This window comes from Klebsiella planticola ATCC 33531, assembly GCF_000735435.1.
Taxonomy (GTDB): Bacteria; Pseudomonadota; Gammaproteobacteria; order Enterobacterales; family Enterobacteriaceae; genus Klebsiella; species Klebsiella planticola.
Genome location: NZ_JMPP01000059.1, coordinates 1 through 14,473, shown reverse-complemented (window position 1 = coordinate 14,473; position 14,473 = coordinate 1). Strand labels below are relative to the sequence as shown.

Annotated in this window: 12 protein-coding genes and 1 pseudogene; all 13 read left to right on the top strand. The window is 54.5% G+C overall.

The features are described from left to right. The first annotated feature begins 378 nt into the window (after positions 1–378). Entirely contained in the window at positions 379–3,186 is a 2,808-nt protein-coding gene (gene sucA / locus GRPL_RS03495) for a 2-oxoglutarate dehydrogenase E1 component (protein WP_004859672.1), read from the top strand. A gap of 14 nt (positions 3,187–3,200) precedes the next feature. Then, complete coding sequence (gene odhB / locus GRPL_RS03500) at positions 3,201–4,421, top strand: 2-oxoglutarate dehydrogenase complex dihydrolipoyllysine-residue succinyltransferase (RefSeq protein WP_032688799.1); 1,221 nt, start codon at positions 3,201–3,203, stop codon at positions 4,419–4,421. Between the two features lie 145 nt (positions 4,422–4,566). Then, entirely contained in the window at positions 4,567–5,733 is a 1,167-nt protein-coding gene (gene sucC, locus GRPL_RS03505) for an ADP-forming succinate--CoA ligase subunit beta (RefSeq protein ID WP_004859677.1), read from the top strand. Next, positions 5,733–6,602, top strand: a complete 870-nt coding sequence (gene sucD / locus GRPL_RS03510; protein WP_032688797.1) for a succinate--CoA ligase subunit alpha — start codon at positions 5,733–5,735, stop codon at positions 6,600–6,602. Before sucC ends, sucD begins: the two co-directional genes overlap by 1 nt. A gap of 840 nt (positions 6,603–7,442) precedes the next feature. Beyond that, the gene (cydA, locus tag GRPL_RS03515) at positions 7,443–9,011 is read left to right on the top strand and encodes a cytochrome ubiquinol oxidase subunit I (RefSeq protein WP_032688796.1); all 1,569 of its coding nucleotides are present in this window, start codon (positions 7,443–7,445) and stop codon (positions 9,009–9,011) included. A 15-nt stretch (positions 9,012–9,026) separates the two neighbouring features. Then, a complete protein-coding gene (gene cydB / locus GRPL_RS03520) occupies positions 9,027–10,166 on the top strand; it encodes a cytochrome d ubiquinol oxidase subunit II (protein WP_032688794.1) in 1,140 nt (379 codons plus the stop codon). 15 nt (positions 10,167–10,181) lie between these two features. Next, a complete protein-coding gene (cydX, locus tag GRPL_RS27235) occupies positions 10,182–10,298 on the top strand; it encodes a cytochrome bd-I oxidase subunit CydX (protein WP_072010706.1) in 117 nt (38 codons plus the stop codon). Then, positions 10,295–10,588, top strand: a complete 294-nt coding sequence (gene ybgE / locus GRPL_RS03525) for a cyd operon protein YbgE (RefSeq protein WP_032697724.1) — start codon at positions 10,295–10,297, stop codon at positions 10,586–10,588. The genes cydX and ybgE overlap by 4 nt, the downstream gene beginning before the upstream one ends. A 160-nt stretch (positions 10,589–10,748) precedes the next feature. Beyond that, positions 10,749–11,153 carry a tol-pal system-associated acyl-CoA thioesterase gene (gene ybgC / locus GRPL_RS03530; protein WP_004859689.1) on the top strand — a complete coding sequence of 135 codons (405 nt, stop codon included), beginning with the start codon at positions 10,749–10,751 and terminating at the stop codon, positions 11,151–11,153. After that, on the top strand, positions 11,150–11,842 hold the full coding sequence (gene tolQ, locus GRPL_RS03535) for a Tol-Pal system protein TolQ (protein ID WP_004859692.1): 693 nt from the start codon (positions 11,150–11,152) through the stop codon (positions 11,840–11,842). The genes ybgC and tolQ overlap by 4 nt, the downstream gene beginning before the upstream one ends. A gap of 3 nt (positions 11,843–11,845) precedes the next feature. After that, positions 11,846–12,274 carry a colicin uptake protein TolR gene (gene tolR, locus GRPL_RS03540; protein WP_032688791.1) on the top strand — a complete coding sequence of 143 codons (429 nt, stop codon included), beginning with the start codon at positions 11,846–11,848 and terminating at the stop codon, positions 12,272–12,274. Between the two features lie 103 nt (positions 12,275–12,377). Beyond that, a complete protein-coding gene (gene tolA / locus GRPL_RS03545) occupies positions 12,378–13,715 on the top strand; it encodes a cell envelope integrity protein TolA (protein ID WP_032700556.1) in 1,338 nt (445 codons plus the stop codon). A gap of 130 nt (positions 13,716–13,845) precedes the next feature. Continuing rightward, positions 13,846–14,473, top strand: a pseudogene (locus GRPL_RS03550) (Tol-Pal system protein TolB); the annotation flags it as partial.

Genomic DNA, 14,473 nt, shown 5'->3' with positions numbered 1-14,473 from the left:
CGAATCCCCAGGAGCTTACTCAAGTAAGTGACTGGGGTGAGTGAGGGAAGGCAACGCACATGTAACTTGAAGTATGAAGGGGATGGCAGGAAATCTTTAAAAACCGCCAAATATGTACCAGTAATCAAGGCGTTCAGCGCGAGGTAAGGCGGCAACTGAACGCATCCCCGGGAGCAGAGTGAACTATGTGACCGGGGTAAGTGAAGGCAGCTAACGCAACCGCAGCCTGAACGCCGAAGATTAATGGCAGTTTTTAAAGGTTCCTTCGCGGACGCAGAAGCCACAACTCGTCCGCAACAAGTGAACCCCGGCACGTACACTTGCTGTGCGTGGTAGTTTCTACGGCGAAATAAGCATATAAATGCTTAAGGGATCACGATGCAGAACGGCGCAATGAAAGCCTGGCTGGACTCTTCTTACCTCTCTGGTTCGAACCAGAGCTGGATAGAACAGCTCTATGAAGACTTCTTAACCGATCCTGACTCTGTTGACGCCAACTGGCGTTCTATGTTCCAGCAGTTACCTGGCACCGGAGTCAAACCGGATCAATTTCATTCGAAAACGCGTGATTATTTCCGTCGACTGGCGAAGGATGCCTCACGTTACACTTCTTCGATTTCCGACCCTGATACCAATGTGAAGCAGGTTAAAGTCCTGCAGCTCATCAACGCATATCGCTTCCGTGGTCACCAGCATGCGAATCTCGATCCGCTGGGACTGTGGAAGCAAGAGAGAGTGGCGGATCTCGATCCTGCATACCACGATCTGACCGAGGCCGATTTCCAGGAAAGCTATAACGTAGGTTCATTTGCTATCGGCAAAGATACGATGAAACTGGGCGAGCTGATTGCCGCGCTCAAACAAACCTACTGCGGCGCTATCGGCGCGGAATACATGCACATCACCTCTACCGAAGAAAAACGCTGGATTCAGCAGCGTATTGAGTCGGTAGCAGGGAAAGCCAGCTTTACCGCTGACGAGAAGAAACGTTTCCTGACCGAGCTGACAGCAGCCGAAGGCCTGGAACGTTACCTCGGCGCGAAATTCCCGGGCGCCAAACGCTTCTCGCTGGAAGGCGGCGATGCGCTGATCCCGATGCTCAAAGAGATGATCCGTCACGCAGGCAAAAGCGGCACCCGTGAAGTGGTGCTCGGCATGGCGCACCGCGGTCGTCTGAACGTGCTGGTTAACGTTCTGGGTAAAAAACCGCAGGATCTGTTCGACGAATTCGCCGGCAAGCATAAAGAACACCTCGGCACCGGTGACGTGAAGTACCACATGGGCTTCTCTTCTGACATGGAAACCGAAGGCGGCCTGGTGCACCTGGCGCTGGCGTTTAACCCGTCGCACCTCGAAATCGTCAGCCCGGTGGTTATCGGGTCGGTTCGCGCGCGTCTCGATCGCCTCGACGAGCCGAGCAGCAATAAAGTGCTGCCGATTACTATCCACGGCGACGCCGCGGTGACGGGTCAGGGCGTGGTTCAGGAAACCCTGAACATGTCCAAGGCGCGTGGCTACGAAGTGGGCGGTACCGTACGTATCGTTATCAACAACCAGGTGGGCTTCACCACCTCGAACCCGCTGGATGCGCGCTCCACGCCATACTGCACCGATATCGGTAAAATGGTTCAGGCGCCGATCTTCCACGTGAACGCGGATGACCCGGAAGCCGTTGCTTTCGTTACCCGCCTGGCGCTGGATTTCCGTAATACCTTCAAACGCGATGTCTTCATCGACCTGGTGTGCTACCGCCGTCACGGCCATAACGAAGCCGACGAGCCGAGCGCAACGCAGCCGCTGATGTATCAGAAAATCAAAAAACATCCGACTCCGCGCAAAATCTACGCCGACAAACTTGAGCAGGACAAAGTGTCGACCCTGGAAGATGCGACCGAACTGGTTAACCTCTATCGTGATGCGCTGGATGCCGGCGAATGCGTGGTTGAGGAATGGCGTCCGATGAATCTGCACTCCTTTACCTGGTCGCCGTACCTCAACCACGAGTGGGATGAGAGCTACCCGAGTAAAGTCGAGATGAAACGTCTGCAGGAGCTGGCTAAACGCATCAGCACCGTGCCGGACAGTATTGAAATGCAGTCTCGTGTGGCGAAGATTTATGGCGATCGCCAGGCGATGGCTGCCGGCGAGAAGCTGTTCGACTGGGGCGCGGCGGAAAACCTGGCCTACGCCACGCTGGTTGATGAAGGTATTCCGATTCGTCTCTCCGGTGAAGACTCCGGCCGCGGTACCTTCTTCCACCGCCATTCCGTGATTCATAACCAGGTGAACGGCTCGACCTACACCCCGCTGCAGCATGTGCATAACGGCCAGGAGCATTTCAAAGTCTGGGACTCCGTGCTGTCTGAAGAAGCGGTGCTGGCGTTCGAATACGGCTACGCCACTGCGGAACCGCGCACCCTGACTATCTGGGAAGCGCAGTTTGGTGACTTTGCTAACGGCGCTCAGGTGGTGATCGATCAGTTCATCAGCTCCGGCGAGCAGAAGTGGGGCCGGATGTGTGGTCTGGTCATGCTGCTGCCGCACGGCTACGAAGGCCAGGGCCCGGAGCACTCCTCCGCGCGTCTGGAACGCTATCTGCAGCTGTGCGCTGAGCAGAATATGCAGGTTTGTGTGCCATCAACTCCGGCTCAGGTTTACCACATGCTGCGTCGTCAGGCGCTGCGCGGTATGCGTCGTCCGCTGGTGGTGATGTCGCCGAAATCTCTGCTGCGTCATCCGCTGGCGGTCTCCAGCCTGGACGAACTGGCGAACGGCACCTTCCTGCCGGCCATCGGTGAAATTGATGATCTCGACCCGAAAGCGGTGAAGCGTGTTGTCCTGTGCTCTGGTAAGGTTTATTACGATCTGCTGGAACAACGCCGTAAGAACGACCAAAAAGATGTCGCTATCGTGCGTATAGAGCAGCTCTATCCGTTCCCGCATCAGGCGGTACAGGAAGCGCTGAAGCCTTACGCTCACGTGCATGATTTTGTCTGGTGCCAGGAAGAACCGCTCAACCAGGGCGCGTGGTACTGCAGCCAGCATCACTTCCGCGAAGTGATTCCGTTTGGGGCCTCTCTGCGTTACGCAGGCCGCCCGGCCTCCGCCTCTCCGGCGGTAGGGTATATGTCCGTTCACCAGAAACAGCAACAAGATCTGGTCAATGACGCGCTGAACGTCGATTAATTAAAGGATACATAATGAGTAGCGTAGATATTCTGGTTCCCGATCTGCCTGAGTCCGTAGCTGACGCGACGGTTGCGACCTGGCATAAAAAACCGGGCGATAGCGTCCAGCGTGATGAAGTGCTGGTGGAAATCGAAACTGACAAAGTGGTACTGGAAGTACCGGCTTCAGCGGACGGCATTCTGGATGCAGTGCTGGAAGACGAAGGTGCCACCGTACTTTCTCGCCAGATCCTCGGTCGCCTGCGTGAAGGCAACAGCGCGGGTAAAGAGTCCGCGGCGAAAGCCGATGCGAAAGAGTCTACCCCGGCTCAGCGTCAGCAGGCGTCTCTGGAAGAGCAGAGCAATGATGCCCTCAGCCCGGCGATTCGCCGTCTGCTGGCTGAACACAACCTCGATGCGGCTGCCATCAAAGGCACCGGCGTCGGCGGCCGCCTGACCCGTGAAGATGTGGAGAAACATCTGGCGGCGGCACCGGCTAAAGCCGAAGCCAAAGCACCTGCCGCAGCGGCAGCACCGGTTGCACAACTGGGCCACCGTTCTGAAAAACGCGTTCCGATGACCCGCCTGCGCAAACGCGTTGCCGAGCGTCTGCTGGAAGCGAAGAACTCCACCGCCATGCTGACGACCTTCAACGAAGTCAACATGAAGCCGATTATGGATCTGCGTAAGCAGTACGGCGATGCCTTCGAAAAACGTCACGGTATCCGTCTGGGCTTTATGTCCTTCTACGTGAAAGCCGTGGTTGAAGCGCTGAAACGCTATCCGGAAGTGAACGCCTCTATCGATGGCGATGATGTGGTGTATCACAACTACTTCGACGTCAGCATGGCGGTCTCTACGCCGCGCGGTCTGGTGACTCCGGTTCTGCGTGATGTTGACCTGCTGGGCATGGCGGATATCGAAAAGAATATTAAAGAGCTGGCAGTGAAAGGCCGTGACGGCAAGCTGACCGTAGATGACCTGACCGGCGGTAACTTCACCATTACCAACGGCGGCGTATTCGGTTCTCTGATGTCCACGCCAATCATCAACCCACCGCAGAGCGCGATTCTGGGTATGCATGCCATTAAAGATCGCCCGATGGCGGTCAATGGTAAGGTAGAAATTCTGCCAATGATGTACCTGGCGCTCTCTTACGACCACCGTCTGATCGATGGACGTGAATCGGTAGGCTTCCTGGTTGCTATCAAAGAGCTGCTGGAAGACCCGACTCGTCTGCTGCTGGACGTGTAGTCAGCAAGAGTATTACCTACCGTAGGCCGGATAAGGCGTTTACGCCGCCATCCGGCGTTGATGAGATGCCTGATGGCGACGCAGCCGCGTCTTATCAGGCCTACAGGTTTAAAGATAATTATTCCCTGAAGGATGGACTGAACACATGAACTTACATGAATATCAGGCAAAACAACTGTTTGCCCGCTATGGCTTACCGGCGCCGGTGGGTTATGCCTGTACTACTCCGCGCGAAGCAGAAGAAGCCGCATCAAAAATCGGCGCGGGTCCGTGGGTAGTGAAATGTCAGGTTCACGCTGGTGGCCGCGGTAAAGCGGGCGGTGTGAAAGTAGTTAACAGTAAAGAAGACATTCGCGCATTTGCTGAGCACTGGCTGGGCAAACGCCTTGTGACCTACCAGACAGACGCCAACGGCCAGCCGGTTAACCAGATTCTGGTTGAAGCAGCGACAGATATCGCCAAAGAGCTGTATCTGGGTGCGGTTGTTGACCGTAGCTCCCGTCGCGTCGTGTTCATGGCCTCCACCGAAGGCGGCGTGGAAATCGAAAAAGTGGCGGAAGAAACCCCGCACCTGATCCACAAAATTGCGATCGATCCGCTGGCAGGCCCGATGCCTTACCAGGGTCGTGAGCTGGCGTTCAAACTGGGTCTGGAAGGTAAGCAGGTTCAGCAGTTCACCAAAATCTTTATGGGTCTGGCGACCATCTTCCTGGAGCGCGACCTGGCGCTGATCGAAATTAACCCGCTGGTTATCACTAAGCAGGGCGATCTGATCTGCCTCGACGGCAAACTGGGCGCCGATGGCAATGCGCTGTTCCGCCAGCCGGATCTGCGTGAAATGCGCGACCAGTCTCAGGAAGACCCGCGTGAAGCGCAGGCTGCGCAGTGGGAGCTGAACTACGTTGCGCTGGACGGCAACATCGGTTGTATGGTTAACGGCGCGGGCCTGGCAATGGGCACCATGGACATCGTTAAGCTGCACGGCGGCGAACCGGCTAACTTCCTCGACGTTGGCGGCGGCGCAACCAAAGAGCGCGTGACTGAAGCGTTCAAAATCATTCTTTCCGACAGCAATGTTAAAGCCGTACTGGTTAACATCTTCGGCGGTATCGTTCGTTGCGACCTGATCGCTGACGGCATCATCGGCGCGGTAGCAGAAGTTGGCGTAAACGTACCGGTTGTCGTACGTCTGGAAGGGAACAACGCCGAACTGGGCGCGAAGAAACTGGCTGACAGCGGCCTGAATATTATTGCAGCGAAAAGTCTGACGGACGCAGCACAGCAGGTTGTTGCCGCAGTGGAGGGGAAATAATGTCCATTTTAATTGATAAAAACACCAAGGTTATCTGCCAGGGCTTCACCGGTAGCCAGGGGACTTTCCACTCTGAACAAGCAATTGCTTACGGTACCCAAATGGTCGGCGGCGTTACGCCAGGCAAAGGCGGCACCACTCACCTGGGTCTGCCGGTGTTCAACACCGTACGCGAAGCCGTTGAAGCGACCGGCGCGACCGCGACCGTTATCTACGTTCCGGCGCCGTTCTGCAAAGACTCCATTCTGGAAGCTATCGATGCCGGCATTAAGCTTATCATTACCATCACCGAGGGTATTCCGACGCTGGATATGCTGACGGTGAAAGTGAAGCTGGATGAAGCAGGCGTGCGGATGATCGGCCCGAACTGCCCGGGCGTTATCACCCCAGGCGCTTGCAAAATCGGCATCATGCCGGGCCACATTCATCAGCCGGGTAAAGTGGGTATCGTTTCCCGTTCCGGTACGCTGACCTATGAAGCGGTTAAGCAGACCACCGATTACGGTTTCGGCCAGTCTACCTGTGTCGGTATCGGCGGCGACCCGATCCCGGGCTCTAACTTCATCGACATCCTGAAACTGTTCGAGGAAGATCCGCAGACCGAAGCGATCGTAATGATCGGTGAGATCGGCGGTAGCGCGGAAGAAGAAGCGGCTGCCTACATCAAAGATCACGTCACCAAGCCGGTTGTCGGTTACATCGCCGGTGTGACCGCGCCGAAAGGCAAGCGTATGGGCCACGCGGGCGCCATTATTGCAGGCGGTAAAGGCACGGCTGATGAGAAATTTGCTGCGCTGGAAGCGGCGGGCGTGAAAACCGTTCGTAGCCTCGCGGATATCGGCGAAGCGCTGAAATCAATCATTAAGTAAACCCTCTCTGCTCAAGCTGAGCAGTTAAATGTCCGATTTCGACATGGTTGGCCACCGTCAGGTGGCCTTTTTTATGCCTGTTTTGGCCACCGTTTCAAGAGGGGCCGCGACCTGGTTTTGCCGTGGCAGACCGCAGTTATTGAGAAAAACCATTTCTATTGTATTGATTTAACACCTTTTTTTCATAAATAATAACAAGCTATTTTCGGCAGGGGAGGGAATGATTCTCACTGCTATTTTTTGCCAGAAAATGAAAAGATAAAAATGATGATTTAATTGATGCTGTCTATCAGGAAAAAATACTGTGAAGCGTCTAACATTAATCAGATCGCTATTTTTTTTCACACGATACGCCTTAAAGTTAAATCATATTACCTATACTTCTCATATCTCTCTTTTTAGTAACCATTACTGGCATGCTTTAAACATATATTTAACATTACTTTCACCATTATTCTTTGTTGGGATACATAATTAACATGGGTGAGAAAAATTGATTTATATCAATACTTAAAGCTTGGAAAAAACCACAAAAAAACGTTAAATTGTCGCCAATCAAATTGGCCTAATTCAGGCATTTTCGCTATATATTGATCACCGTCGTAAATGTAAAACGGATTCAATAAAATCCTGTTTATTGTAAGGTTATTGCGGCGTAATATATTGGGGAATCAATTGGGTTTTTCGTTAACGTATTTGTAACCTTTGCGAGGAGCTGTTTCATCTGGCGACGAAACGGTAACGAAGCGGGAAGCAAGTTATTTTGTATTGGGGCATGCGTATGAACCCGGTGTGCAGGGTTCATTCTCGGAGTCTTCATGCGATGAGCAAGGAGTCATGATGTTAGATATAGTCGAACTGTCGCGCTTACAGTTTGCCTTGACCGCGATGTACCACTTCCTTTTTGTGCCACTGACGCTCGGTATGGCGTTCCTGCTGGCCATCATGGAAACGGTTTACGTCCTTTCCGGCAAACAGATTTATAAAGATATGACCAAATTCTGGGGCAAGTTGTTTGGTATCAACTTTGCGCTGGGTGTAGCAACCGGGTTGACCATGGAGTTCCAGTTCGGGACAAACTGGTCTTATTACTCTCACTACGTGGGCGATATCTTCGGTGCGCCTCTGGCCATTGAAGGTCTGATGGCCTTCTTCCTCGAATCTACCTTTGTAGGTCTGTTCTTCTTCGGTTGGGATCGTCTGGGCAAAGTTCAGCACATGGCGGTGACCTGGCTGGTGGCACTGGGTTCCAACTTGTCTGCATTGTGGATCCTCGTGGCCAACGGCTGGATGCAAAACCCGATCGCCTCGGATTTCAACTTTGAAACCATGCGTATGGAGATGGTCAGTTTCTCCGAACTGGTTCTGAACCCGGTTGCTCAGGTGAAATTTGTCCATACCGTCGCATCCGGCTACGTCTGCGGCGCGATGTTCGTTCTGGGTATCAGCTCCTACTATATGCTGCGCGGTCGCGACTTCGCTTTCGCTAAACGCTCCTTTGCCATTGCTGCCAGCTTCGGTATGGCGGCGATTCTCTCCGTTATCGTACTCGGTGATGAATCCGGTTACGAAATGGGTGACGTGCAGAAAACTAAACTTGCGGCCATCGAAGCCGAATGGGAAACCCAGCCAGCTCCGGCTGCCTTTACCCTGTTTGGTATTCCGGACCAGGATGCGCAAACCAACCACTTCGCCATCCAGATTCCTTATGCGTTGGGTATTATTGCCACTCGTTCCGTGGACACGCCGGTTATTGGTCTGAAAGACCTGCTGGCACAGCACGAAGCGCGTATTCGTAACGGGATGAAAGCTTACACCCTGCTGGAAGAGCTGCGCGCAGGCTCAACCGATCAGGCTGTACGTGATGAATTCAACAACGTGAAGAAAGATCTGGGCTACGGTCTGCTGCTGAAACGCTATACCCCGAACGTCTCTGACGCGACGGAAGCGCAGATTGCTATGGCGACGAAAGACTCTATTCCTCGCGTTGCGCCGCTGTACTTCGCGTTCCGTATCATGGTGGCCTGCGGCATCCTGATGCTCGGTATCATCGCGGCATCGTTCTGGACCGTTATTCGTAACCAGATTGGCGAGAAGAAATGGCTGCTGCGCATTGCGCTGTACGCAATTCCTCTGCCGTGGATCGCTATCGAGTCCGGTTGGTTCGTAGCGGAATATGGTCGTCAGCCGTGGGCGATAGGTGAGGTACTGCCTACTGCGGTAGCCAACTCGTCCCTGACCGCGGGCGACCTGATCTTCTCGATGCTGCTGATTTGCGGTCTGTACACCCTGTTCCTGGTCGCGGAGCTGTATCTGATGTTCAAATTCGCACGCCGTGGACCAAGCAGCCTGAAAACCGGTCGCTACCACTACGAGCAGTCTTCCACGACTACTCAGCCGGCACGCTAAGACAGGAGTCGTCAAATGATCGATTATGAAGTATTGCGTTTTATCTGGTGGCTACTGATCGGTGTTCTGCTGATTGGTTTCGCCGTCACCGATGGCTTCGACATGGGGGTGGGCATGCTCACCCGTTTCCTCGGTCGTAATGACACCGAGCGTCGAATCATGATTAACTCCATCGCTCCGCACTGGGACGGAAACCAGGTGTGGCTGATCACCGCCGGCGGCGCGCTGTTTGCTGCCTGGCCGACGGTCTATGCCGCCGCGTTCTCCGGCTTCTATGTGGCGATGATTCTGGTGCTGGCCTCTTTGTTCTTCCGTCCGGTTGGTTTTGACTACCGCTCGAAGATTGAAGACACCCGCTGGCGCAACATGTGGGACTGGGGCATCTTCATCGGTAGCTTCGTACCGCCGCTGGTGATTGGCGTCGCGTTCGGTAACCTGCTGCAGGGCGTACCGTTCCATATGGATGAATATATGCGTCTGTACTACACCGGCAATTTCTTCCAGCTGCTGAACCCGTTTGGTCTGCTGGCCGGTATTGTTAGCGTGGCGATGATTCTGACGCAGGGGGCTACCTACCTGCAGATGCGTACCGTGGGTGAGCTGCACCTGCGTGCTCGCGCGACCTCTCAGGTTGCGGCACTGGTGACGCTGGTTTGCTTCCTGCTGGCCGGTGTCTGGGTGGTATACGGGATCGACGGTTATGTGGTCACCTCGGCTATCGACCACTCTGCGCCATCTAACCCGCTGACTAAAGAAGTGACTCGTCAGGCTGGTGCATGGTTGGTGAACTTCAATAATATGCCTTCGCTGTGGGCTATCCCGGCACTGGGCGTAGTATTGCCGCTGCTGACTATCCTGACTTCGCGGATGGAGAAGGGCGCTCTGGCGTTTATCTTCTCTTCTCTGACGCTGGCCTGCATCATTCTGACCGCCGGGATTGCGATGTTCCCGTTCATCATGCCGTCCAGCACGATGATGAACGTTAGCCTGACCATGTGGGATTCAACCTCCAGCCAAAGAACGCTGAACCTGATGACCTACGTGGCGATTGTCTTCGTGCCGATTATTCTGGGCTACACCACCTGGTGTTACTGGAAGATGTTCGGTCGCATTACCCGCGAAGACATCGAAAAGAACACCCACTCGTTGTATTAAGGTAAGGAGCTAGATATGTGGTATTTCGCATGGATTTTGGGAACGCTTCTTGCCTGTGCCTTTGGGGTTATCACCGCGTTAGCGCTTGAGCACGTGGAAAGCACCAAAGCAGGTAAAGAAGAACACCGATGAGTAAAATTATCGCAACGCTGTATGCGATAATGGATAAGCGCCCGTTAAGGGCGCTTTCCTTATTGATGGCACTGCTGCTGGCCGGCTGCATTTTCTGGGATCCGTCGCGCTTTGCGGCAAAGACCAGCGAGCTGGAGATCTGGCACGGCTTCCTGCTGATGTGGGCCGTGTGCGCCGGGGTTATCCACGGCGTGGGCTTTCGCCCGCAGGCCATTCACTGGCAAGGGATTTTTTGTCCACTTATCGCTGATATTGTACTCATCACGGGGCTGTTTTTTTTCTTCTTTTGAAAGAGAAGAGAATAAGAGAACTCTGTTAACCTCATGGGCTTGCATAAGCCCATAAAAATTTACTCGCTGTTTACTTTCCCCCATTCCAAACCACGTTCCCCGCGCGTATAGTAGCGAAGTTTGAAAGCACTAATCTTTTTTTGCATTACCGGGATGTAAAGTGAATACAACGCTGTTTCGATGGCCGGTTCGTGTCTACTATGAAGATACCGATGCCGGTGGTGTGGTTTACCACGCCAGTTACGTCGCTTTTTATGAAAGAGCACGCACAGAGATGCTGCGCCACCACCACTTCAGTCAGCAGGTTTTGCTGGCTGAGCGAGTTGCCTTCGTGGTTCGCAAAATGACGCTGGAATATTTTGCGCCCGCCAGACTCGACGACATGCTCGAAATCCAGACGGAAATCACCTCGATGAGAGGTACCTCTTTGGTTTTCACGCAGCGAATCGTCAACGCAGAGAATACAGTTTTGAACGAAGCTGAGGTTCTCATTGTGTGCGTTGATCCACTCTTAATGAAGCCTCGTGCGCTTCCCAAGTCTATTGTCGCGGAGTTTAAGCAGTGACTGACATGAATATCCTTGATTTGTTCCTGAAGGCGAGCCTTCTGGTTAAACTTATCATGTTGATTTTGATTGGTTTTTCTATCGCTTCCTGGGCCATTATTATTCAGAGAACGCGCATCCTCAACACGGCAAGCCGCGAAGCGGAAGCCTTTGAAGACAAGTTCTGGTCGGGCATTGAGCTTTCTCGCCTGTATCAGGAGAGCCAGGGGCGTCGCGATAACCTGGTGGGGTCGGAACAAATTTTCTACAGCGGTTTCAAAGAGTTTGCTCGTCTGCATCGCGCAAACAGCCATGCGCCAGAAGCGGTGGTTGAAGGGGCGTCGCGCGCCATGCGCATCTCGATGAACCGTGAGATCGAGACGCTGGAAACGCACATTCCGTTCCTTGGAACCGTGGGTTCCATCAGCCCGTATATCGGTCTGTTCGGTACCGTCTGGGGGATCATGCACGCTTTTATCGCACTCGGTGCGGTGAAACAGGCTACTCTGCAGATGGTTGCTCCGGGTATCGCAGAAGCGCTGATCGCCACGGCAATCGGTCTGTTTGCGGCAATTCCGGCGGTTATGGCCTACAACCGTTTGAACCAGCGTGTGAACAAACTTGAACTGAACTATGACAACTTTATGGAAGAGTTCACCGCGATTCTGCACCGTCAGGCGTTTACCAGCAGCGAAAGCAATAAGGGGTAAGCCATGGCCAGAGCACGTGGACGCGGACGTCGCGAACTGAAGTCCGAGATCAACATCGTTCCGCTGCTGGATGTCTTGTTGGTGCTGTTGCTGATCTTTATGGCGACCGCGCCGATCATTACGCAGAGCGTAGAGGTCGACCTGCCGGATGCGACGGAATCACAAGCGGTCAAAAGTAATGATGAGCCGCCGGTGATTGTTGAAGTTTCCGGAGTCGGGCAGTACAGCGTAAAAGTGGGTCCGGAGACGCTGTCGCAGCTGCCGCCAGAGCAGGTTGTTGCCGAAGCGAAACGCCGCCTCGAAGCGAACGAGAAAACGGTGTTCCTGATCGGCGGTGCGAAAGACGTACCTTACGATGAAATTATTAAAGCGCTTAACCTGTTGCATAGCGCAGGGGTTAAATCGGTTGGCTTAATGACCAAGCCTATTTAATCGCTTCGGATATGTGCGCCCGCCGGACCGCTGGCTGCGAGAATAACAGACTCGTGGCCGGCGAGAGTAGCGGGGACAGGCGAACAGTTTTTGGGAACCGATAGTGTCAAAGGCAACCGAACAAAACGACAAGCTTAAACGAGCGATCATAGTTTCAGTCGCGCTGCACATCATTCTGATCGCGCTGCTGATCTGGAGTTCGTTCGATGAGCATCTGGATGCCTCAGCCGGTGGCGGCGGAGGTTCTTCCATTGATGCGGTGATGGTTGATCCTGGGGCGGTGGTGAATAATTACAACCGCCAACAGCAGCAGCAGGCCAGCTCGCGCCGCGCCGCCGAGCAGCGCGAAAAGCAGGCTCAGCAGCAGGCTGAAGAACTGCGTGAAAAGCAGGCCGCCGAGCAGGAGCGTCTGAAGCAGCTTGAGCAGGATCGTCTGCAGGCGCAGGAAGCGGCTAAGCAAGCGAAGGAAGAGCAGAAGCTGGCTGAAGAAGCGGCGGCGAAAGCGGCGGCAGCGGCGAAAGCCAAAGCGGATTCTCAGGCGAAAGAAGCACAGGAAGCGGCAGCAAAAGCCGCTGCTGACGCGAAAGCGAAGGCAGATGCGCAGGCTAAAGCAGCGGAAGCTGCGGCAGCGAAAGCCGCAGCCGATGCGAAGAAACAGGCGGAAGCTGAAGCGGCGAAAGCCGCAGCGGATGCCCAGAAGAAAGCCGAAGCCGAGGCAGCGAAGAAAGCGCAGCAGCAGGCTGAGAAGAAAGCCCAGCAGGAAGCCGCGAAGCAGGCAGCGGCTGAGAAAGCTGCTGCGGAAAAAGCCGCTGAGAAAGCAGCAGAAAAAGCAGCGGCGCAAAAAGCAGCCTCTGAGAAAGCGGCAGCAGAAAAGGCCGCCGCAGCAGAGAAAGCCGCCGCGGAGAAAGCGGAAAAAGCTGCCGCAGCGAAAGCCGCTGCAGCGGAAAAAGCCGCAGCCGATAAAGCCGCCAAGGCTGCTGCCGCTAAGGCCGCCGCAGCCAAAGCCGCCGCCGCGAAAAAAGCCGCGGCAGCGAAAGATGCGGATGGCGTTGACGACCTGCTCGGCGATCTGAGTTCAGGTAAGAATGCGCCTAAAGGTAACACCAGCGGTAGCAATGGAGGCTCATCTCCTGCTAAAGGAAGTAAACCTGGGCAGGGGGGCGCGTCTCAGGCTGAGATTGCCAGTTATATTTCGCAGGTTCAGGCGGCGATTAAAGGGCATCTCTATGACTGGGACACGTACAAAGGTAAAACATGTACGTTACGCGTGAACCTGGCTCAGGACGGGACGTTATTGAGCGTGAAGTCGGAGGGGGGCGATCCTGCTTTCTGTCAGCAGATGCTGGCGGCAACCAGCCGGATGAGCAAGTTCCCGAAACCGCCTTCTCAGGCTGTGTATGAGACGTTCAAAAATGCGCCACTGGACTTCAAACCGCAGTGATGTGTTTCCCCGCGTGAGCGGGGGAAACACAATCCAGGGCTGAGGCCGGGTTTTGGTAGTTTTGTGTATTTGAGTTTGTTAACATTCTGCTAAATTATCGTGGGCTTTCCGTCCGGATAAGGGAGATATGATGAAGCAGGCATTACGAGTAGCGTTTGGTTTTTTAATGCTGTGGGCGGCGGTGCTGCACGCAGAAGTACGTATCGAGATCACCCAGGGGGTGGACTCGGCGCGCCCGATCGGTGTTGTACCGTTCCAGTGGGCAGGGCCGGGTGCTGCGCCTGAAGATATTGGCGGTGTCGTAGCGGCTGACTTGCGTAACAGCGGTAAGTTCAACCCACTGGATCGCTCGCGTCTGCCTCAGCAACCGGGGACGGCACAAGAGGTTCAACCTGCGGCGTGGTCTGCGCTGGGTATTGATGCGGTGGTTGTCGGTCAGGTGACCGGGAACCCTGACGGATCGTACAACGTGGCTTACCAGTTGGTTGATACCGGCGGTGCTCCGGGGACGATTCTGGCGCAGAACTCTTATAAGGTGACTAAACAGTACCTGCGCTATGCGGCTCACACCGCCAGCGATGCGGTATTCGAGAAGCTGACCTCTATTAAGGGCGCCTTCCGTACCCGTATTGCCTACGTTGTGCAGACTAACGGCGGCCAGTTCCCGTATGAACTGCGCGTCTCCGACTACGATGGTTATAACCAGTTTGTGGTCCACCGTTCACCACAGCCGCTGATGTCTCCGGCATGGTCTCCGG

Excerpts from the sequence above, each read along its gene's own strand:
- cydX (WP_072010706.1), top strand. The coding sequence starts at position 10,182 with ATGTGGTATTTCGCATGGATTTTGGGAACGCTTCTTGCCTGTGCCTTT.
- ybgE (WP_032697724.1), top strand. The coding sequence starts at position 10,295 with ATGAGTAAAATTATCGCAACGCTGTATGCGATAATGGATAAGCGCCCG.
- tolR (WP_032688791.1), top strand. The coding sequence starts at position 11,846 with ATGGCCAGAGCACGTGGACGCGGACGTCGCGAACTGAAGTCCGAGATC.
- sucA (WP_004859672.1), top strand. The coding sequence starts at position 379 with ATGCAGAACGGCGCAATGAAAGCCTGGCTGGACTCTTCTTACCTCTCT.
- odhB (WP_032688799.1), top strand. The coding sequence starts at position 3,201 with ATGAGTAGCGTAGATATTCTGGTTCCCGATCTGCCTGAGTCCGTAGCT.
- sucD (WP_032688797.1), top strand. The coding sequence starts at position 5,733 with ATGTCCATTTTAATTGATAAAAACACCAAGGTTATCTGCCAGGGCTTC.
- cydA (WP_032688796.1), top strand. The coding sequence starts at position 7,443 with ATGTTAGATATAGTCGAACTGTCGCGCTTACAGTTTGCCTTGACCGCG.
- sucC (WP_004859677.1), top strand. The coding sequence starts at position 4,567 with ATGAACTTACATGAATATCAGGCAAAACAACTGTTTGCCCGCTATGGC.
- cydB (WP_032688794.1), top strand. The coding sequence starts at position 9,027 with ATGATCGATTATGAAGTATTGCGTTTTATCTGGTGGCTACTGATCGGT.